Source organism: Glacieibacterium arshaanense (assembly GCF_004681125.1).
GTDB lineage: Bacteria > Pseudomonadota > Alphaproteobacteria > Sphingomonadales > Sphingomonadaceae > Polymorphobacter_A > Polymorphobacter_A arshaanense.
The window spans coordinates 814,118-833,285 of the sequence record NZ_SIHO01000002.1; the positions used below are offsets into that span (position 1 = coordinate 814,118).

Annotated in this window: 18 protein-coding genes; 14 read left to right on the forward strand and 4 right to left on the reverse strand. The window is 66.3% G+C overall.

The features are described 5' to 3' along the window. Positions 1-5: 5 nt before the first annotated feature. The 4 genes from EUV02_RS10130 (at position 6) to EUV02_RS10145 (ending at position 5,054) form a co-directional block, all read left to right on the forward strand. Positions 6-833, forward strand: a complete 828-nt coding sequence (locus EUV02_RS10130) for a peptidyl-prolyl cis-trans isomerase (RefSeq protein WP_135246104.1) — start codon at positions 6-8, stop codon at positions 831-833. Between the two features lie 54 nt (positions 834-887). Then, positions 888-1,802 carry a sulfite exporter TauE/SafE family protein gene (locus EUV02_RS10135; protein WP_135246105.1) on the forward strand — a complete coding sequence of 305 codons (915 nt, stop codon included), beginning with the start codon at positions 888-890 and terminating at the stop codon, positions 1,800-1,802. After that, entirely contained in the window at positions 1,799-2,554 is a 756-nt protein-coding gene (locus EUV02_RS10140) for a TIGR02186 family protein (RefSeq protein WP_135246106.1), read from the forward strand. Before EUV02_RS10135 ends, EUV02_RS10140 begins: the two co-directional genes overlap by 4 nt. 211 nt (positions 2,555-2,765) lie before the next feature. After that, entirely contained in the window at positions 2,766-5,054 is a 2,289-nt protein-coding gene (locus EUV02_RS10145) for a heavy metal translocating P-type ATPase (protein ID WP_243445854.1), read from the forward strand. Positions 5,055-5,099: 45 nt separating this feature from the next. On the opposite strand, the gene EUV02_RS10150 is transcribed toward EUV02_RS10145, so the two are convergent. Further along, positions 5,100-5,756 (reverse strand): TetR/AcrR family transcriptional regulator, encoded by a 657-nt coding sequence (locus EUV02_RS10150; protein WP_135246108.1) that lies wholly within the window; start codon positions 5,754-5,756, stop codon positions 5,100-5,102. Positions 5,757-5,856: 100 nt separating this feature from the next. On the opposite strand from EUV02_RS10150, the gene EUV02_RS10155 reads away from it, so the two are divergent. The 10 genes from EUV02_RS10155 to EUV02_RS10200 are packed head-to-tail and all read left to right on the forward strand — an operon-like array spanning position 5,857 to position 16,629. Continuing rightward, positions 5,857-7,878, forward strand: coding sequence for an oxidoreductase (locus EUV02_RS10155; protein WP_135246109.1), 2,022 nt, complete (start codon positions 5,857-5,859; stop codon positions 7,876-7,878). Further along, positions 7,875-8,738 carry an SDR family NAD(P)-dependent oxidoreductase gene (locus tag EUV02_RS10160; protein ID WP_135246110.1) on the forward strand — a complete coding sequence of 288 codons (864 nt, stop codon included), beginning with the start codon at positions 7,875-7,877 and terminating at the stop codon, positions 8,736-8,738. Before EUV02_RS10155 ends, EUV02_RS10160 begins: the two co-directional genes overlap by 4 nt. After that, on the forward strand, positions 8,735-9,145 hold the full coding sequence (locus tag EUV02_RS10165) for a Zn-ribbon domain-containing OB-fold protein (RefSeq protein ID WP_135246111.1): 411 nt from the start codon (positions 8,735-8,737) through the stop codon (positions 9,143-9,145). The genes EUV02_RS10160 and EUV02_RS10165 overlap by 4 nt, the downstream gene beginning before the upstream one ends. Then, positions 9,142-10,287: a thiolase family protein gene (locus EUV02_RS10170; protein WP_135246112.1), complete on the forward strand. Its 1,146-nt coding sequence runs from the start codon at positions 9,142-9,144 to the stop codon at positions 10,285-10,287. The genes EUV02_RS10165 and EUV02_RS10170 overlap by 4 nt, the downstream gene beginning before the upstream one ends. A gap of 3 nt (positions 10,288-10,290) precedes the next feature. Beyond that, positions 10,291-11,178, forward strand: a complete 888-nt coding sequence (locus tag EUV02_RS10175) for an SDR family NAD(P)-dependent oxidoreductase (protein WP_135246113.1) — start codon at positions 10,291-10,293, stop codon at positions 11,176-11,178. Between the two features lie 24 nt (positions 11,179-11,202). After that, positions 11,203-12,369, forward strand: coding sequence for an acyl-CoA dehydrogenase family protein (locus EUV02_RS10180; RefSeq protein ID WP_135246114.1), 1,167 nt, complete (start codon positions 11,203-11,205; stop codon positions 12,367-12,369). 13 nt (positions 12,370-12,382) lie between these two features. After that, positions 12,383-13,948: an AMP-binding protein gene (locus EUV02_RS10185; RefSeq protein WP_135246115.1), complete on the forward strand. Its 1,566-nt coding sequence runs from the start codon at positions 12,383-12,385 to the stop codon at positions 13,946-13,948. Further along, positions 13,945-15,174 carry an FAD-dependent oxidoreductase gene (locus tag EUV02_RS10190; protein WP_135246116.1) on the forward strand — a complete coding sequence of 410 codons (1,230 nt, stop codon included), beginning with the start codon at positions 13,945-13,947 and terminating at the stop codon, positions 15,172-15,174. The genes EUV02_RS10185 and EUV02_RS10190 overlap by 4 nt, the downstream gene beginning before the upstream one ends. 1 nt (position 15,175) lies before the next feature. Then, the gene (locus EUV02_RS10195) at positions 15,176-15,544 is read left to right on the forward strand and encodes a YybH family protein (protein ID WP_135246117.1); all 369 of its coding nucleotides are present in this window, start codon (positions 15,176-15,178) and stop codon (positions 15,542-15,544) included. Then, entirely contained in the window at positions 15,541-16,629 is a 1,089-nt protein-coding gene (locus tag EUV02_RS10200) for an oxidoreductase family protein (protein ID WP_207790154.1), read from the forward strand. The genes EUV02_RS10195 and EUV02_RS10200 overlap by 4 nt, the downstream gene beginning before the upstream one ends. 27 nt (positions 16,630-16,656) lie before the next feature. Here the strand turns inward: EUV02_RS10200 and EUV02_RS10205 are convergent, their stop codons facing one another. The 3 genes from EUV02_RS10205 to EUV02_RS10215 all read right to left on the reverse strand — a co-directional run bounded on the left by EUV02_RS10205 (position 16,657) and on the right by EUV02_RS10215 (position 18,944). Continuing rightward, positions 16,657-17,274 carry a hypothetical protein gene (locus EUV02_RS10205; protein WP_135246118.1) on the reverse strand — a complete coding sequence of 206 codons (618 nt, stop codon included), beginning with the start codon at positions 17,272-17,274 and terminating at the stop codon, positions 16,657-16,659. A gap of 72 nt (positions 17,275-17,346) precedes the next feature. Continuing rightward, positions 17,347-17,793, reverse strand: a complete 447-nt coding sequence (locus tag EUV02_RS10210) for a MarR family winged helix-turn-helix transcriptional regulator (protein WP_135246119.1) — start codon at positions 17,791-17,793, stop codon at positions 17,347-17,349. 8 nt (positions 17,794-17,801) lie between these two features. Continuing rightward, entirely contained in the window at positions 17,802-18,944 is a 1,143-nt protein-coding gene (locus EUV02_RS10215) for an Acg family FMN-binding oxidoreductase (protein ID WP_135246120.1), read from the reverse strand. Positions 18,945-19,168: the final 224 nt, after the last annotated feature.

Sequence of the window (19,168 nt, forward strand, 5' to 3'; positions counted from 1 at the left end):
CGCGCGTGACCATCGCCGATCGTGCACGCGGCTGGTTGCGCGAACCCTTGCTGCATTTCGCGCTGATCGGGCTGGCGATTTTTGCACTCTATGGCTGGCGCAATCCGGTCGATGATGACAGCCGCACAATCACCGTCACCGCGCCGCGCGTCGAGGCACTCGCGGCGAACTGGGCGGAGGCGTGGCAGCGGCCGCCGACGCCCGCCGAAATCGACGCGCTGATCCGCGACGATATCAAGGATGAAATCTACTACCGCGAAGCCGTGCGGCTCGGGCTGGCGCGCGACGATGACGTGGTCCGCAAACGTATGCGCAACAGCATGGAGTTCATCGCCACCTCGCAGGCCGAAGCGCGGGCGCCGACCGACGCCGAACTCCAGGCCTGGATGGACAAGGACCCGGCGCGCTACCGGCTGCCCGCGCTGTTGAGCTTCGACCAGGTCTATCTTGGTGGCGCACGTGACGGTGCGGCAGCGCTGACCGCAAAATTGCGAGCCGGTGCTGATCCGGCAATGCTCGGCGAGCATGGCACACTGCCGACATCGATGGACGGCGCAGATGCCGAAGCCATCGGCAGCAGCTTCGGCGACGGCTTTGCCGATGCGGTCGCGGTGCTACCGGTCGGGCAATGGTCGGGCCCGGTCGAATCAGGGCTGGGCTGGCATCTGGTGCGGCTGCGCAAGGTCACGCCCGGGCAGACTCCGACATTGGCGATGGTGCGCCAGCGCGTCGAAAATGACTGGCGCGCCGATAATCGCCGCCGTGCCGAGGCGGCGGCGTATCAGGCGCTGCTCGACGGCTACAAGATCAAAATCGAAAAGCCGGGCAGCTAGGGGGTTTACCCCCTCGCGCTTGGCGGCGCGCGCGGCTAGGCTGACCAAGGCATCATGAACATCTACCTGCCCATCGCCGAAATGTCGGTCAACGTCCTGGTCATCATCGGGCTGGGCGCGCTTGTCGGGTTTCTGTCGGGGATGTTCGGCATCGGCGGCGGCTTCCTGACGACGCCGCTGCTGATTTTCTACGGCATCCCGCCCGCCATCGCCGTCGCCTCGGCCGCCACGCAGATCACCGGCTCGAGCGTGTCGGGCGCACTGGCGTACTGGAAACGCGGCGGCGTCGATGTCCGCATCGGCGCGGTGCTCATCGTGGGCGGTATCGTCGGGGCCGGACTGGGGTCGATGCTGTTCAAGCTGCTGCAGTCGCTTGGCCAGATCGATGTGTCGATCAACATCATCTACGTCGTCTTCCTCGGCACCATCGGCGGACTGATGCTGCGCGAGGCGCTGGCCGCGCTCGCCGCGCAAAAGGCCGGGCATGTCGCGCCGACGCGGATGCGCGCGCGCAACCCGCTGGTCACCGCGCTGCCATTCAAGATGCGCTATAGCGACTCGGGGCTATTCATCTCGCCGCTGGCGCCGCTGCTGTTGGGCGTTGCGACGGGCATATTGACCGCGATCATGGGCATCGGCGGCGGCTTCATAATCGTGCCGGCGCTGATCTACGTGCTCGGCATGCCGGCGAAGATGGTGGTCGGCACCAGCCTGTTCCAGATCATCTTCGTCACCGCGGTCACCACGCTGCTGCATTCGGTGCAGTCGCAGACCGTCGATATCGTACTGGCGATCCTGCTGCTGGCCGGCGGCGTCATCGGCGCACAGTTCGGCGTCCAGGCGGCGCAGAAACTGCCACCCGAGCGACTGCGCCTGTTCCTCGCGCTGATCGTCCTCGCGGTGGCACTCCGCGTCGCCTACGGGCTGACGGTGGCGCCGTCCGAACTGTTCACGATCTACGCCGGATGAGCCGGCTGCTCGCCTTGTTCGCAATCTGGCTGGCGTGCACCGCCGCCGCACCGGTCAAGCTGATCACCGACATCAGCCAGAGCCGCATCGACATCATCTACACCTTCAAGGGTGCGGAGTTGCTGGTCTTCGGCGCCATCCAGTACGCCAATGGCCAGGTCCCCGACGAGCCGCCGGGGCTGGCGGTGGTGATGCGCGGCCCGGCCGAACCGGTCACCGTGCGCAAGAAAGCGCGTGTCGCCGGCATCTGGGTCAATACGCGCAGCGCGCGGTTTGAAAGTGCGCCGGGTTTCTATGCGGTGGCGACTTCCAAGCCCATCGCCAAGCTCGTCGACCAGCGCACTGCGACAATCTGGGAAATCGGTGTCGACAGCCTTCAGCTTTCGCCCACCGGCAACGCCACGCCGGCCGAAACCGAGGAATTCGAACACGGCCTGATCGACCTGCGCCGCCGCAACGGGCTGTTCGCCGAGCACGAAGGCGCTGTTGGCATCAGCCAGAACATCCTCTACCGCGCGCGCATCGCCATCCCGAGCTCGGTGCCGGTCGGCAGCTACACCGCGCAAATCTTCCTGATCAAGAATGGCGAGGTCATCGCGCAATCGACCAGCCCCGTCGAAATCGACAAGTCAGGCTTCGAACGCTGGGTCTTCGTCGCCGCGCATAACCATTCGCTGGCTTACGGATTGGCCGCCGTCGCTGCCGCGCTGCTGGCGGGCTGGGGGGCCGGGCTGATCGTGCGCCGGAATTGAGTCGAAGGGCCTCCGGCGGGCAGGTGTGACCCCTGCGCCCAATTTTAGTGCCGCATTGAAACCATTCGGGTCGGGAAACGATTCACCTGTTCGGGGCTTTGGCGGACTATACTGGTCGTCGCGCCACCGCAGGACCGCAGCCATGGCCGAAAACCGACACCCGTCCGTCAACGCACATGACCATGCGGCGCATGCGCCCAACTCCCGCGCAATGGGCCAAGTTACCGATCCGGTCTGCGGCATGCGCGTCGATCCCGACACGACTGCACATCATGCCGATCACGCCGGCCACAGCTATCATTTCTGCAGCGCCGGCTGTCGCGCCAAATTCGTCGCCGATCCGGCGCGCTATCTTGCACCCGAAGCCGATGCCGCGCTGGTCGCGGCCGAAGGCGCGATATGGACCTGCCCGATGCACCCGGAAATCCGCCAGCCGGGACCGGGGAGTTGCCCGATCTGCGGCATGGCGCTGGAGCCCGAAACCCCCTTGGCCGACGCCGGCCCCAATGATGAACTGATCGACATGACGCGGCGCTTCCGGGTCGGGTTGGCGCTGGCGCTGCCGGTGTTCATCCTCGAAATGGGCGGGCATCTGACCGGGCTGTTATTGGTGCCACGCCCCATGTCGAACTGGATCCAGTTCGCGCTGGCGACGCCGGTGGTGCTGTGGGCCGGCTGGCCGTTCTTCGTGCGCGGCTGGGCGTCGCTGAGGAACCGTCAGCTCAACATGTTCACGCTAATCGCGATGGGTATCGGCGTGGCATGGACCTACAGCGTATTCGCGGTGCTGGCGCCGGGGCTTTTCCCGCCAGCGGTGCGCGACGCGCATGGCGGCATACCTGTCTATTTCGAAGCGGCCGCGGTGATTACCGTGCTCGTGCTGATGGGGCAGGTGCTTGAACTGCGCGCGCGCGAACGCACATCGGGCGCCATCCGCGCGCTGCTCGACCTCGCCCCCAAGACGGCGCGGCGCATCCGCGCCGATGGCAGCGACGAAGATGTCACGCTCGATCTGGTTGTTGTCGGCGACCGGCTGCGTGTCCGGCCCGGCGAGAAAATCCCGGTCGACGGCGAACTGACCGAAGGCCGCGGCATGGTCGACGAATCGCTGGTCACCGGCGAATCGATGCCGGTGACCAAGGAGGTCGGTGCCAAGCTGGTCGCGGGCGCGATCAACACCACCGCGTCGTTCACGATGCGCGCAGAGAAAGTCGGCGCCGATACATTGCTTGCGCAAATCGTCGCGATGGTGGCTTCGGCGCAGCGCAGCCGCGCGCCTATCCAGCGGCTGGCAGATCAGGTGTCGGGCTGGTTCGTACCAGCCGTGATCGCTGCAGCGCTGATCGCTGGGGGCATCTGGTGGGCAGTCGGCCCCGAGCCGCGCTTTTCATATGCGTTGATCGTCGCGGTGTCGGTGCTGATCATTGCCTGCCCGTGCGCGCTGGGGCTGGCGACGCCGATATCGATCATGGTCGGAGTCGGGCGCGGCGCGCAGGCCGGTGTGCTCATCAAGAACGCCGAAGCGCTCGAAGCCTTCGAGAAAGTCGACACGCTGATCGTCGACAAGACCGGCACGCTGACCGAGGGCAAGCCCGCGGTGACTGCGGTGCTGCCCGCGCCGGGCTTTGACGAAACCGAACTGTTGCGCCTCGCCGCCAGCCTTGAACGCGGCAGCGAACATCCGCTCGCCGACGCCATCGTGAGGGCCGCGGGCGACCGCAAGCTGACGATTGTCGAAGCGGCCGACTTTGAATCGCCGGTCGGCAAGGGCGTCACGGGGACGGTCGAGGGGCGCAAGGTCACCCTCGGCAGCAGTCAGTTCCTGCGCGAACTTGGCATCGAAGATGCTAGCATGGACGCGCAAGCCGATAGCCTGCGTGCTGACGGGGCGACTGCGATCCTGATCGGCATCGACGGCGAACTGGGCGGCATCATCGGCATCGCCGACCCGGTCAAACCCACCACTGTCGAAGCCATCGCCAGCCTCAAGGCCGAAGGCGTCGACGTTGTTATGCTGACCGGCGACAACCGCGTCACGGCGACGGCCGTCGCGCGGCGGCTGGGCATCGACACCGTCGAGGCCGATGTGCTGCCGCGGGACAAGGCCGCGGTGGTCGCCCGGCTGCGCGGCGTAGGGCGCATCGTTGCAATGGCGGGCGACGGCGTCAACGACGCGCCGGCACTCGCCGCCGCCGACGTCGGCATCGCGATGGGCGCCGGCGCCGATGTCGCCAAGGAAAGCGCCGGCGTGACGCTGCTGCGCGGCGATCTGCAGGGCATTGTCCGCGCCCGCACGCTGTCGCGCGCCGTCATGCGCAATATCCGCCAGAATCTGCTGTTTGCGTTCGTTTACAACGTCGCCGGCATTCCGATTGCCGCGGGTGTGCTCTACCCGTGGACCGGCACTTTGCTGTCACCGGCGATAGCCGCAGGGGCGATGGCGCTGTCGTCGTTCAGCGTCATCACCAACGCGCTGCGGCTGCGGCATGTGAAGTTGTGACAAGATTCATCGCAGGGGATTCAAGAGCCTCTGGTCGATCTGGTATCAGCGCGCCTCGATCAGTGCGGCGGCGGTCAACACAATATCATCGAGCGTTTCGCGGGCGCGCCAGGTTGGATGGCGCAGGCCGTCGACCATCTTGGCTTCGCGCTGCGCCAGCAGGCTCGAGATATAGTTGCCGAGGAACAGGAAGCGGCGGCTTTGCACGCGCGGCGGGCAGTCGGGCATCGCCTTGCGCAGGTGCGTCAGGCAGCGCTGGTAGCCCTCGTTCCAGCGGCCTTCGAGCGTGCGGTCGACGAACTGCGAATCGACGGCGCTGAGCTGGAGCAGGAAGCGGTTGAAGTGCGCACCATATTCGGCATCCTCGTCTGAAAATTCCGCCGACGGAATGACGATCGCCGCCACCGCATCGCGCACCGAAACCGGCGTGCCGCGCGCTTCGATGTCATCGAGGAAGACCCGCCGCCGTGCCTCGATGCGCTCGGCGCCGTCGATCAGCAGCTCGGTGAGCAGCGCTTCCTTGGTGCCGAAATGATAGGCGACGGCACCCTGGTTGCGCTGCCCGGCCTCGCGCGCGATTTCGCGCACCGTGACGTCTCGGATGCCGCGCTCGGCAAACAGCTGGCGCGCGACGCGCTTGAGCCGGCGGCGTGTGTCGCTGTCGTTCGCAGCAGGCAGTTCGGGTTGCGGATTGACTTGCATCTGACTCACCCGTACGACTCAGGTCGAATTAGGTCAAATGACTTAAAACTGTCGACACGCGGCGCCCGGAGAGGTGCCACGGCGACATTGGGGAGTGCGCATGACGAGCAAGCTATTCGAGCCCTTCGACGCCAAGGGCCTGCATTTCAAGAACCGCATCATCCATGAGCCGACGACGCTCAACATGTCCGACCCGCAAGGCTATGCGACGCGGCGGCTGGCGGCGGCCTATGGCTCGCTGGCTGCGGGCGGCTACGGCGCCGTCATCGTCGGCGCCACCTGCGTGCGCCGCGACGGGCTGATCAACGAACGCATGCTCGGGCTTTACGACGAAGACTATGTCATCGAGTTCCGCGACACCGTTGCCGAAATCAAGAACAACGGCTCGCTGGCGGGTATCCAGCTGTTCTACGGCGGGCTGATTCCGGGACTCGGCACCACCGTGCCGCTCGAACCCGGCAAGGGCTGGATTCCCGGTACTGTCGCCTGGGGCCCGTCGAACGCCTATGTCATCGGCAACGCATCGAGCGGCGTCGTGCCGACCGAGGAATATGACGATATCGTCGAATGCTTCGCGCAGGCCGGCCGTCGCGCCAAGGAAGCAGGCTTCGATTTCCTGTCGTTCCATTTCTGCCACGGCTCGCTGCCGCACACCAACCTGTCGCTGCTGTCGAACCAGGGCCGCACCGACAAATACGCTGACCGTTTCTACATGTGCGAGGCGATCATCAAGCGCACGCAGGAACTTTGCGGCAAGGATTTCCCGATCGTGCCTCGGCTGTGTGTCGATGAGAACCTCGAAGGCGGCTACGACATCGAATATTTCGCCGAACATTATGCGCCGCGCCTGCACGCGCTCGGCATCGCGGTGCTCGACTGCACCTTCGGCTCGATGCTCGGTGCGCCGAGCCGCCGCGCCGATGTGCATTCGACCGAATTCATCGGCCCGTCGTTCTATTCGGCGAAGGTCATCAACAAGTCGAACATCCAGACGCTGCGTGCCGCCTTGCAGAAGCGCGGCATCGATATGCCGCTGATCGGCTCGGCGAACCTCATCACGCCCGACCATCTGCGCACGATGGTCGATGAAGCCGGCGCCGACTTTGCCGGCGTCTGCCGCCTGTCGCTCGACGATCCTGACTTCCCCGAAAAGATGCGCCAGGGCCGCGAGGATGAAATCCGCCTGTCGACGCACACCGGCGCTTCGCTGCTGCAGGGCAACATCTTCGGCAAGGGCTGGGCCGGTTCGGCGCAGAACCCGGTGTTCGGGCGTGAGGATGAATTCCGCATCGTGCCGACCATTCGCCCGCGCAAGATTGTCGTTGTCGGCGGCGGCTCGGGCGGCATGGAATATGCGCTCACGGCCGATGAAATCGGCCACAAGGTCGTGCTGTTCGAACGCGAAGCCAGCCTCGGCGGCGCTATGGACTGGGCCGGCAACTATCCGGCGCTGCCCAACATGGAAATGCTGCGCTACCAGCCGGCCTATCACCGCAAGATGATTTCCAAGAGCGGTGTCGATGTGCGCACCGGCGTCAATGCCGGCGTCGCCGAAATCATGGCCGAAGCGCCTGACGTCGTCGTCATCGCCGTTGGCGCGGCGCCGGTCGAAATCGCCGTTGACGGGCTCGACGCCGCGCGCGCCGCAGGCCTGGCGGTGCGCATCGACGAAGTCATGCGCCGCGACGCGCCCGCTGCGGTCGGCAAGCGCGTCATCGTTTACGGTGCCGCCGAAGGTGCCGAACTAGCGCTCGACCTGAAGCTGCGCGGCCATGACGTGCGGCTCGTCGATGCCGGTCCGGCCTATGCGCCGGCGAACTATATCGGGTCGCGCGTCTGGGCGATCATGGGGATGATGGCGCACTTCGGCCTCGCCACTGAACCCGGCAAGACGCTGACCGGCCTCGGCAACGGCACCGCAACATTCAGCACCGCCGACGGCAGCGAGACTGCAGAGGCCGACACAGTCATCATCTGCGCCGGCCGCCGCACCGATAATGCACTCGAAACCGCGCTCGCTACAGCATCGGTCACCGTGCACGTCGTCGGCGATGCGCGCACCCCGCGCTCGTACGGCAACGCCATCCACGAAGCCGCCTATCTGTCGCGGCAAGTCCGGTGAGCGGGCGCTTCGACGGCAAGGTCGCGCTGGTCACCGGCGGTTGTTCGGGGATCGGGCTGGCGACGGTCGAGCGCTTTGTCGCCGAAGGCGTGCGGGTGGTCGTCGCCGACATGCAGGACGAAAAGGGCGCGATGCTTGAACGCCGCTTTGCGGGCAAGGTCGCCTACCGCCACTGTGACGTCACGCAGGAAGCCGATATCGCCGCCACTGTGCAGGCCGCTGCCGACAGCTTCGGTGGGCTCGACATATTGGTCAACAACGCCGGCACCGGCGGCACGCCGCTCGGCGTCTTCGACATGACCTGCGAAGGCTGGGATTCGACCTTCGCACTGCTGCTGCGCGGCCCGATGCTCGGCATGAAGCATGCTGCGCCGCTGATGATCGCGCGCGGTGGCGGGGCCGTCGTCAATATCGCCTCAATCGCCGGGCTCGAAGCCGGCTGGGGCCTCGCTTACGGCGTCGCCAAGGGCGGCGTCATCCATCTGTCGAAGCTCGCGGCGGCCGAACTCGCGGTGCACAACATCCGCGTCAACGCGGTGTGCCCCGGCGTCATCGTCACGCCGATCTTCGGCATTGCCGCTGGGCTCGACCGGCCCGCCGCCGACCAGATGGCGGCAGCGCTTGTCGAGGCATCGGGCCAAATGCAGCCGCTACGCCGCGCCGGTGACCCGAACGACATTGCCGGTGCGGTGCTCTACCTTGCCAGCAACGATGCGGCGTTCGTCACCGGCACGCATCTGATCGTCGATGGCGGCATCACCGTCGGCCAGCGCATTTCGTGGAACCCCGAAGCAGTGCTGCCGCTGCACGTCGCGATGGCGGCCGCGGTCGCCGAAGTCACCCCGGAGCAACCCGCATGACCGACACCATCCTGCCGTTCGTCAAGGCCGGCGACGGCGCGCCCTATCTTGCCGGCTCGCGCTGTGGTGCGTGCGGCGAAGTCTTCGTCGGGACACGCGCCACTTGCGCCAAATGCACCGCGCGCGACCAAATGGCGCCGGTGCACCTCGCACAGACCGGCAAGCTGTATGACTTCACCGTCGTCTATCGCAGCTTCCCCGGCGTCAAAGTGCCGTTCATCGATGCCATCGTCGATCTCGATGACGGCGCGCATCTGAAGGGCACGTTGATGGGCGTCGATCCCGACCCCGCGACGATTCAGTTCGGCATGCCGGTCACGGTCGAGTTTCGGGAAGCGGTGCCGGCGGGCGCCGACCGCCCGTATCTGACCTTTGTCTTCGTCCCTGCAGAAGGAGCCAAGTCATGAGCGACGTCTATATCGTCGGGATCGATATGATCCGCTTCGGGCGCTATCCCGAAAAGACCGTGCCGGGCCTCGCCGCCGAAGCCGCGCTGCTGGCGCTCGATGACGCGGGGCTGACCATCCGCGACATGCAGGCGCTGTTCTGCGGCAACCTCGGCCAGGCGTCGGGCATGGTCGGGCAGCGCATGCTTGCCGAAATCGGCCAGACCGGCATTCCTGTCACCAACGTCGCCAATGCCTGTGCCACCGGTGCCACCGCGTTCCGCGACGCCTGGATGACGATCAAGGCCGGCGTCTATGACACCGTGCTCGCGGTCGGCGTCGAACAGATGGGCAAGGGCCTGCTCGGCGGCGGTGGCGGCGTGTCGCCCGAAGGTCTTGTTGGCTCTTACACGATGCCGGCCATGTTCGCGCATATCGGCATGGAGCACAGCAAGCGCTACGGCACGACGTTCGCGCAATTCGCGCAGGTGTCGGTCAAGAACCATCACCACAGCACGCTCAACCCCAAGTCGATGTACCGCGTCGAGACGCCGCTTAAGGAAGTCATGGGCGCCGAAATGATCGCCTGGCCGCTGACCAAGCTGATGTGCTCGGTCAACGTCGACGGCTCGGCGGCGGCCGTGCTGATGTCCGAAAAGAAGGTTCGCGAACGTGGCTTGATGGACCGGGCGGTGCGTATCCGCGCGTCCGAAATGAGCAGCAATCCGTTCGAGGACCGCCAGATGGCGATGCCCGATTTCAGCGGCGCGACGCGCGTGGCGGCGGCGAACGCCTACGAACAGGCCGGCATCGGCCCCGAAGAGGTCAACCTCGTCGAGCTCCACGACTGCTTCGCCACCGCCGAACTGGTGCATTACGAAAACCTCGGGCTATGCGCCTTTGGTGACGCCGGGAAGCTGATCGATGACGGCACCACTGCGCTCGGCGGCCGCGTGCCGGTCAACGTCTCGGGCGGGCTGCTGTCGAAGGGCCACCCGCTCGGCGCCACCGGGATCGCCAACATCTACGAAGTCTCGACGCACCTTCGCGGCAAGGCCGGCGAGCGCCAGGTCGAAGGCGCGCGCATCGGGCTGACGCATGTCGTCGGCGGCGGCCCCGGCATGGGCACCGCGTGTGCGATCCACGTGCTCGAAAAGGTCTGAGCCATGAAGGACTTCAAGGGCAGCGTTGCCGTCATCACCGGCGGCGCCAGCGGGCTCGGGCTGGCACTCGCTAAAGCCGCACAGGCACGCGGCTGCAAGCTGGTCATCGCCGACATTCGCGAGGACGCACTGGCGGCGGCCGCCAAGGCGCTCGGCGCGAATGGCGAAGTGCTGGCGGTCAAGACCGATGTGTCGCAAGCCGACGAAGTCGAGGCGCTTGCCGCCGCTGCAGTCGCGAAGTTCGGCAAGGTCAATCTGCTATTCAACAACGCCGGCATCTTCGCTTCAAGCCTGAGCTGGGAAACCAGCGCCGACGAATATGACTGGGTCATTGGCGTCAACCAGCGTTCGGTGGCGAGTGGCATCCGCAGCTTCGTGCCGCGGATGATCGCGCAGGGCGATCCCTGCCATGTCGTGACGATTTCATCGGGTGCCGGGCTGACGGTCAATCCGGGGTTCGCCACCTATTCGATGACCAAGCACGCGGTGCTGGCGCTGACCGAGGCGCTGTGGCTCGACCTGCGCGCACAGAAAGTCCCCAACATCGGCGTCACCATCGCCATGCCCGGCATGACGCAATCGGGGATCATGTCGCCCGAAAAGACCACGCCGTCGGCGCTCAAGGGCGAAGTCGGCGAACGGCTCGGCAATCCGGTGCTCAAGGCGCTCGAGACGCTGATGCAGGCCGGCGTCGCCGGCGGGCTGTCGGCCGAAGCGCTCGCTGACCAGGTGTTCGCGGCGATTGCGGCGGATGATTTGTACGTGCTGCCGGCGTTCGACGACGAGGGCAGCCGGACGTTCGCGACCGCCGTCGCCACCGGCCGCGCCAGCGGCACCAATGCCTATCCGCCGTTCGTCGACGCCTTCCTCGAGACGCTTTCCACGCTTTGACCTCCAGCTGAAACGGAAACCCGCATGTCGCACTTCCTCAACGACGACCAGAAGGCGATCCGCGACGTCGCGGCAAAGTTCGCGGTCAACGAGCTGATGCCGATCGCCAACGAAATCGACGCCAGCGAAAGCACCCCCGACTGGGTCGTCAAGCGCTGCGCCGAACTGGGTTTCTATGGCATCTATATCGCCGAGGAATATGGCGGCATCGGCGCCGGGCTGGTGACGGCGTGCGTGGTGCTCGAGGAAATTGCCAAGGCGAGTCCGGCGTTTGCCGGGCTGCTGTCGGTGCAGATGATCCTGTGCCCCGAAACCGTCAATGTGCTCGGCACGCCCGAGCAAAAGGCCCGGCTGCTGCCCAAGTCGGCGAGCGGCGAGCGGCTGATGGCCTATTCGCAGACCGAGCCCGCGGGTGTCGGCAACATCGCCTATCACCAGACCAAGCTGACCCCCGACGGCAACGGCTATCGGCTCGACGGCCACAAATTGTTCTGCACGCAGGGCGCGGCGAAGACCTACCTCGTCATGCCGCGCACCAAGCGCGACGGTGTCGATGGCTATGGCTGCGTCATCGTCGAAGCCGAGGACGAAGGCTTTCAGGTCCAGAAGTATGAGGAAAAGCTCGGCTGGCGCGGCACCAACACCGGGCCGATTGCCTTCAACAATGTGCATATCGCGCCCGATGACGTGCTCGGCGATCTGCTGACCGGCAACGCCGACCATGCGCCCGCCAATCAGGCGAGCTTCCTCGGCCATGCCGCGACGTCGCTCGGCTGCGTCGAGGGGCTGTTCGACTTGACCGTCACGCAGGTCAAGGAGCGCCAGCTCTACGGCGCGCCGATGTGGAAGCTGTCGCCGATCACCGACCGGCTGGCGCAGATCTGGACGAAGATCGAAGCCTGCCGCGCCATGCTCTACAACGCCGCGCGCCAGATCGACGAAGGCACTTTGGCACTGCCACTGGGGAGTGCGTGCAAGGCCTATATCGGCGACACCGCGTTCGATTGCTGCAGCCAATTGCTGCAGATGTGGGGCGGCAGCGGCATCATGAATTCGACCGGGGTCAACCGCTACTTCCGCGATGCCCGCGCCAAGATGGTCGCCGAAGGCTCGACCGAAATCCACCATGCGGTGATCGCGCAAGCCGCGCTTGGCTTCACCGGCCTGCTCAGCAGCAGCGACAGCAATTAGGGGTTCCTGCACCATGACCGACACTGCCGCACGCCACCCTTCGACCTATGTCCCGTCGCCGATCATCAACGCGCTGATCCGCGACCGCGACCGGCCGATCGTCGAAGTGGCCGGCGGCAAGGCGTGGACCGGCGGCGAAATGCTGGCCGCGACCAGCCGTTTGACGCAGGCGCTGCAGGCGCGCGGCGTGGTCAACGGCGCGCGCGTCGCGCTGCTTGCCGGCAACTCGGTCGAGGTGCTGCTGCTCCACAACGCCATCGCCTTTGCCGGCGGCTGCCTCGTCGCGATGCACCCAATGGGGTCAGCCGACGACCATCTGTTCGCCATCGAGGACGCCGGTGTCGAAGTGCTGCTGTATGATCCGGCGAAGTTTTCCAAGCGAGCCGGCGAACTGCGCGCCCGCACCAACCGGCTCAAGACCGTGCTGTCGCTTGGCGCCGGTGAAGTCGGCGATGACCTGCTGGCGCTCGCCGATACCTTCGACCTCGCGCCGTTGACCGCGCCGGTGCTCGATCCGGGCACGGTGACGCGGCTGTCGTACTCGGGCGGCACGACGGGCAAGCCCAAGGCGATTCCCGGCAACCCGCGCACCGGTGCGGCGGCGCTGCAGATCATGATGAGCGAATGGGAATGGCCGATCGAGCCGCGCATCCTCGCGGTCGTGCCGTTGAGCCATGCCGGCGGCTCGCTGTTCGGCCCGATGCTGCTCAAGCATGGCACGATGGTCGTGCTGCCGGCGTTCGACCCCGGCGCGGTGTTGGCCGCAATCGAGAAATACCGGATCACCTGCACGATGCTGGTGCCGACAATGATCTACGCGCTGCTCGACCATCCCGATTTCGACAAATACGACCTGTCGAGCCTTGAGACGATCTTCTACGGCGCGTCGCTGATGTCGCCGGTGCGGCTCAAGGAAGGCCTCGAACGCATCGGGCCGGTGTTCTACCAATTCTACGGCCAGGCCGAAGCGCCGATGACGGTGTGCGTGATGCGCCGTTCGGAGCATGACGCGAACAACCCCAACCGCCTCGCCTCGTGCGGCCGGCCGGTGCCCTATGTCGATGTCGCGCTGCTCGGCGACGACAACCTGCCGGTGCCCGACGGTGAGCCCGGCGAAATCTGCGTACGCGGGCCGCTGGTCATGGACGGCTATCTCGACCGCGCCGACCAAAATGCCGAGGCACTGGCGGCGGGCTGGCTGCACACCGGCGACGTTGCGGTCAAGGATCCCGATGGCTTCCTGCGCATCGTCGACCGTAAGAAGGACATGATCGTTACCGGCGGCTTCAACGTGTTCCCCAGCGAAGTCGAAAACGTCATCGCCACGCACCCCGCCGTGGCCCAAGTCGCGGTGTTCGGCATCGCCGACGAAAAATGGGGCGAAGCGGTGTGCGCCGCGGTCGTGTTGCGTCCCGGCGCCAAGGCCGACCCGGCTGACCTCACCGCGCTGGTCAAGACGCACAAGGGCTCGGTGCAGGCGCCCAAGCGCATTGAATTCATCGACGCCATCCCGCAGACTGCCGTCGGCAAGCCCGACAAAAAGGCGTTGCGGGCGCAATTTGCGACAGGTGCAGCATGACCTACGACCTGATCATCATCGGCGGCGGCATCGCCGGTTCGGCGCTCGCCACCGTCATGGCCCGCGACGGCAAGAGCGTGCTGGTGCTTGAAAAGTCGACCGTCTTCGAAGACCGCGTGCGCGGCGAATGGATCGCGCCCTGGGGCGTCGTCGAAACCAAACGCACCGGGCTCTATGACACGCTCGTCGCTGCCGGTGGCCACCATCTGACCAGCCATGTCACCTATGACGAAACCCGCGACCCGGCGGCGGCCGAAGCCGCGCCGTTGCCGCTCGGCATGTTCGCCGAAGGCATTGCCGGGCCGCTGTGCATCCGTCACCCGGTGCAGAGCCAGGCGCTATTTGATGCGGCAGTCGTCGCAGGTGCCGATGCGCGGCGCGGTGTCACCGTGCGCGCTGTTACGCTCGGCGCCGCACCGTCGGTGACGTTCATGCAGGACGGCGTCGAACACGTCGCGCGCGCGCCGCTGGTTGTCGGTGCGGAAGGCCGCCAGTCGGAAATCCGCGAACGCGCCGGGCTCAAGCTCGTGCAGGACAAGCCGCACCACTGGTTCGCCGGGCTGCTTGTGGACGACGTGCAGGGCTGGGACTCGACAGTGCAGGCGATCGGCACCGAGGATGATTTCGCCTTCCTGGCGTTCCCGCAGAGCGGGTCGCAGGTGCGCGTCTATGGCGGCTGGGCGCTCGACCAGAAGTCGCGCTTTGCCGGGGCCGATGGCGCGCGCCGCTTCCTCGATGCCTTCCGCATGCGCTCGGCACCGCGCAACGATGCGCTCGCCGATGGCACGCCGGCGGGGCCGCTCTACGCCTATTTCAACAACAGCAGCGTCGTCGCCACGCCTCATGCCCAGGGCGCGGTGCTGATCGGCGACGCGGCGGGCTGGAACGATCCGATCATCGGACTCGGGCTGTCGATCACCCATCGCGACGTGCGGCTGGTCAGCGAAATCCTCAAGACCACGGCAGCAGGCATGGCACCCGATTTCCGGCCCTATGCCGAAGAGCGCGTCGAGCGCATGCGGCGGCTGCAGATGGTCGCCGACACGCAGGCCCGGCTCGACATGGAGTTCGGCGAAGGCCCCCGCGAACGCCGCCGCCGCTATCACGAAGCCAGCGCCGCCGATCCGACGATCGGGATGTATGGCTTCGCGGTGATGGCGGGCCCTGAATCTGTGCCGGCCGAATTTTTCGGCGCGGCGCACGTTGCCCGCGTGCTGGGAGCCTGAGATGGACATCGAAGCCTTCAACGCCGATTGGCTCGCCGCATGGTCGGCGAAGGATGTCGAGCGCCTGCTGACCTTTTACACCGAAGATTGCGTCTACCGCGACCCGCAGACCGCTGCCGGCATCACCGGCCATGCCGCGTTGCGCGCCTATCTGACCGGGCTGTTCGGCGCGACGCCGCCGATGACCTATACACCCGACGAGACCTGGCCGATGGCCGGTGGCTATTGCGGCCGCTGGTATTGCGCCGTGGATGCCGCCAGCGACGTGCCCATCCTACGCGGCTTCGACCTCGTCATCCTGCGCGGCGATAGAATCGCGCTCAATGAGGTCTATGTCCATGAACTCGTCGCGCCGGCGACTGCCGCTTGATTGCATCCGGCGACCTGCGCTCGACCTCCGAAACCGTCGATCCGGCGTGGCTGACCGATGTGCTGCGCCGGTCGGGCGCGCTGCAATCGGCGCGCGTCACCGACCTGACCTGGAAGAACGTCGGCGCCGGCATGCTCGGCGACAGCATCCGTTTCGACCTGCGCTATGACCGCGACGAAGACGGCGCGCCGGCGTCGGTGGTCGGCAAGTTCCCGGCGCGCGATGCCGTCAGCCGCGCCACCGGCATCGATTTCGGCCTCTATCAGACCGAAGTGCGCTTCTATCAGGAAATCGCCGCGACCGTCGCGGTACGCGCGCCGCATTGCTACTACGCCGATATCAACCCGGCGACCGGCGACTTCGCGGTCATCCTCGAAGACCTCGGCCCGGCACGGCAGGGCAACCAGCTGACCGGCTGCTCGCTCGCCGATGCCGAGCAGGCGATGATCCAGGGCGCCGCGCTGCACGGCCCGCGCTGGGGCGAGGCGGGGTTGCGCGACATCCCGTGGATCGCCAGCCGCGCCGGCACAGGAAGCGCCGTCGTCGACGGCATGCCGGGATTTATCGCCGAGTTCCACCGGCGCTACGACGACATCCTCGAGCCCGAGTTCATGGCCGTCGCCGACCGCTACGCCGCCAATGCGCTGGCGTTCCTCGGGCGCGACTATGCACCGCTGACGCTCGGCCATGTCGATTTCCGGCTCGACAACATGCTGTTCGACGCGCGCGGCGGCAGCGTGCCGCTGGCGGTGCTCGACTGGCAATCGGTTTCGGTGACGGCGGGGATGCTCGACATCTCCTACTTCCTCGGCGCCGGTATAACCCGCGACGAACGCCGCCAGCACGAACGCGACCTGCTCGGCCTCTACCTCGAAGAACTGCGCCGCTACGGCGTCCGCGATTATGGCTGGGACGCGCTGTGGCACGACTACCGCGTCACCGCGTTCCAGGGCGTGTCGACTGCCATCTTCGCCTCGGCCGCCACCGCCCGCACCGAGCGAGGCGACGCGATGTTTCTCGCCATGGCACGCGGTGCCTGTGCGCAGGTCATCGACATCGACTCGTTCGGGGCGTTGCTGGGATAACCCGGCGGAAATCGCGGGGCTAGGCGCCTATTTAGCGCGCTTGTCAGTGCCCGCCTTGGGCGAATAGGGCGGGAAGCTGCCCGGCCCACCCGGTTGTGCGGGATCACTGCTGGTCCCGGCCGGTGGCGGCGACCCGGGCGTTGGCGCAGGGCCAGAACGCGCCGGCGGTGGTGACCCGGGTGTGGTCGGGATAGACGGCGACGGTTCCATGGCAGACACGTTCATGTTGCGAATGGGAATATCACGTTCGACCGCCGCAATATCCAAAGTGGCACCAAACATGGCCATAGTCGTCCACGCGTGCAGCAGCGGCTTGGCGCTGCTCCAGATGTCGACCCAGCCCATCATCTCGGTGTTCGGGACTACGGGCTTGAGCAGCACCGACTGGCCCGGATGCAGCGTATAGCGAAATGGCCAAGGTCCGGTAAATTCATAGGCGTTATTGTAGGAGGCTGGACTGACCAACTCGTCGCCCGTCCAGTTGACCAGCCGCACCAGTACCGGCAAGTCGACGGGATGCGGGTTGGCGATCGCGAGATAGAAATACCGCTCCTTGTTGGCGCCGCGGACGTAGCCAACTTCATAGGGAAACGCGACGAAGCGCTCCGTCAGAATGGCCGGTGTGGGCGAATTCGGCATCGACATCCAAGCCTCGCGTTGTCGGTTTCCGTATGGAATTCTACGCGGTGACCGGCGGGGGCTTCAAGGCCGGAAAAATCAGTCGCGTGCTGCGTCGAGCCACTCGCGCAGCTTGATCAATTCGCTGAGCAACGTCCCGAACAGGCTCGCCGGCAGCGCCTTGCCGATCTGCTTCAGCATGGGTTCGACCGCCGCACGGCTGCGATCGCGCACCACGCGGCCCTTTTTGGTGATGACCACCAGCTTGCCGCGGCGGTCGCGCGGGTCGGGGGCATAGTCGACCAGCCCGGCGGCGTGGAGGCGTTGCAGCGTGTTGGTCATCGTCGGGCGCGGCACCTGGAACGCGTTCGCCAGCCGCGCGGGGGACCAGTCGCCGTCGAGGCGCATCAGGTGATCGAGCACGGCGAACTGCGGCAAGCTCAGGCCGGACGGCAGCAGCTGTTCGAAGCTGCGCGTCGCCAGCTGGTTGATGATGCCGATTTCGGTGAACACCGCAAAGGCGGCGGCGGGGCGGGGGTCCAACATGGCGAGGCTCACGCGTTGAGGAGGTGTTTTGCGAGCGGCCAGCGCGGGGCAGGACCGACGACCGGCCCGGTGCCGAGCCGTGCCAGCATCTGCACCCTGGCCGCGCCACCGGCGCCGAGCAATGCCTGGATCGCCGAATAGTGCTCGGCCATTTCGGGATACTCCTGCAGTGCCTGGCTTTGCGGGTGCATCTTGAGCCCCAGCGCCTGCGCCGCGAGCGTCGTGCGCATGTAGGCCGAACCGGCGCGCAGATGATCGGCGCGGGTGTTGGCGGGCGTGATGATCCACACCGCACCGGGTAGCGATTCGGACAGTGCCCGCTGCTGGTCGAGCCCGGTCTTGTAGATGCTGCTGTTCTGGTCGGCGAGCGCGCTGCGCGTCAGCACACCTACGGCGCTGCCGGCCTCCGCCATCGGCCCGGCAAGGAACAGCCCGTCGGGCTGCGCGTCGATTTCGGCCGCACCGATGCGCATCAAATCGACGCTTTCCATCCAGGTGCGCTGCGTGGTGTTCTCGACCATCGTCGCCGCCACGGTGACGCCGCGGATGGCGGCGAGCTTGGCAGGGTCGGCGGTCGCGCTGCGCAACACGCCGGGCAGCGGTTCGGACAGCGCCGCGACTTGCGCTGCGGTCGGCGCGGCGTCGAAGATCTCGCGCGTCGTGCGACGCGTCTGAATGGCGCCGAGCAGCGGGTCGCGCGTTACTGACGGGTCGGCGATAAAGCGCAGATAGGCGACCGGCCGCGCATCGAGCCGCGCCGGCATTTCGGGTGCGCCGGCGGGGAAGGGCGTGACCTCGATGCGATAGCCCCGCGCGCTCGCCGCAATCTGCGCCAGTTCGATGAACGTGCCGAAGCCGACGGTGATCTGCCGGTCATAAGGGTCGGTCATCGGCAGCCGCTTGTCGAGGTCGCAAGTCACCATCACGCCGTCGTTCCCATCAAGCCGCAGCAGCCAAGGCTGGCGGTTGTGCGGGTTGGGCGCAAGGATGGCATGGCGCAACGCATCAAGCCGGACATCGGCGGGCGGCGGCGGCGGCAGATCCCACGGCGACATCGCGGTCTGCGGCATGCGCGTGACGCGCCAAATTCCGCCCACCGCGACCAGCGCCACCGCGCCCCCGGCGCCGAGAATGAGTGTCCTGCGATCCATCGAGTCTGCACCTTTAGTTTGACATCAAACTATATAGTTCGATATCGAACTATATGTCAAGACTGGACACTTGGCGAGGTTGGAGGCGCAGACAAGGTGGCGACATACCCACCCCCGACCCCTCCCGATCCAGGAGGGGAGCAGCAAGCGCATTAAACCCCCTGGACCCGTAAAGACTGACCAGATTCACTTCGGCAGACACGATAGCGCTTGACCCACAAACT